The sequence below is a fragment of the Halorubrum sp. AD140 genome (genome assembly GCF_034497445.1).
GTDB lineage: Archaea > Halobacteriota > Halobacteria > Halobacteriales > Haloferacaceae > Halorubrum.
In genome coordinates this window covers 1-1,340 of record NZ_JAXRUU010000211.1, presented here as the reverse complement: position 1 = coordinate 1,340, position 1,340 = coordinate 1, and the positions used below count along the sequence as shown (strand labels likewise).

General features: G+C 68.9%; 1 pseudogene. It reads left to right on the top strand.

What is annotated here, in order from left to right:
• Window positions 1–1,340: pseudogene (locus tag U4E84_RS17525) on the top strand (hypothetical protein); the annotation flags it as partial.

Below are 1,340 nucleotides of genomic sequence, written 5' to 3'. Positions count from 1 at the left end.
GTAGACCGAGATCCGAACCTCTCGCCGGCGCTTCCGGAACTGTTCCCCCTCCCGGTCGACCGGGCGGTCAGCTTCGAGGCGGAGTCGATATCGATCGCCGAGTACTCGGCAGTGAACGTTCGGAGTGCGAACGGCGACTTCGTGGCCCATCTCGATGAGCCGGCGGAGTTCCCGCACGGCGACTACTGCGTCGAGATCAACGGGGTGACGAAGGTGCTGTTGCGGATCGAGGATGCGGAGATCGCGGCGACCGGCATGGCCGGTCCCGAACCCGTCGAACTCGCGTTCGACCGCGCGCGGACGGTGACGGTCGGGGGGCGGTCGCTCCACACTCGGCCCGAGGCGACGATCACGGTCCCGGACGACCCCGTCGCGCTGACGGAGGCGGTGTCTGGGATCCGTGGAGGCGACGCGCTCGATATTCCCAGCCAGCTGACGGGCCCGGACACGGGGGTCGAAGTCGTCGTCCGCCCGACGTACGCCGACGTGTACCGCCTCTCGACGCTGTCGTACTACCTCGGCGCCCGGATGGTCACGGGCGAGGCGCCGGCGATCCGACTCGACACGGGGTACGAGGAGCGGCTCCCGACCGAGGGCGACGCGCTCGAACGGCGGGTCGAGGACCTGTTCCGGACGTGGTTCTTCCTCGACACGCTCGCCCGGACAGAGGGCTACGTCCCGTCGGACCGATACGAGTACGAGCAGGTCGGTTCGGAACTCCCGTTCTACCCGCCGAACCTCGCGGACCTGTCGATGAGCGAGCGGCTGATGGAGTACCTGGAGGTCGACCCCGAGACCGTCGCGCCGTACGCGCCGGCGTGGTCGACCGAGGCCGTCCTGCGGCCATCACCCGAGGGGGCGGAGTTGCTCCCGCATCTCGCTCGCCTTCTGGCACCGGTTCGCGTCCGCGGGACTGACGGCTCGGAACGGCCTGACGCGCCGGTCGGGTTGGCGAGGTCTGGCTGGTCAGACGGGGACACGGAGCGCCCTTCAGACCCCGCGACAGAACCGATTCCGGCCGGGAATTCGGTCCTGACGTCCACGGCGTATGAGAACCGACTGCGGCGCGAAGTAACCGATCGCGGCGACGTGACCGTCGCCTTCCTGCTGGAGACCGCGGAACGTGCGCGATCCGTCCGAGACTCGTTGACGACCCCCGGAGTTCCGGACGGGATCGGCTCCTGGTCGGTACACGTCGCCCCGGACGGAGACACGGTCGCCGAGGTCCTCTCCGACCCCGCGCTCGATATCGTTTTTTGCGATCTGCCGGCGGGTGACGGCGTCGTCGAGGCCGCAGACGGTACAGTCGACGTGACCGACCTGAACACCGGCTCAGATCC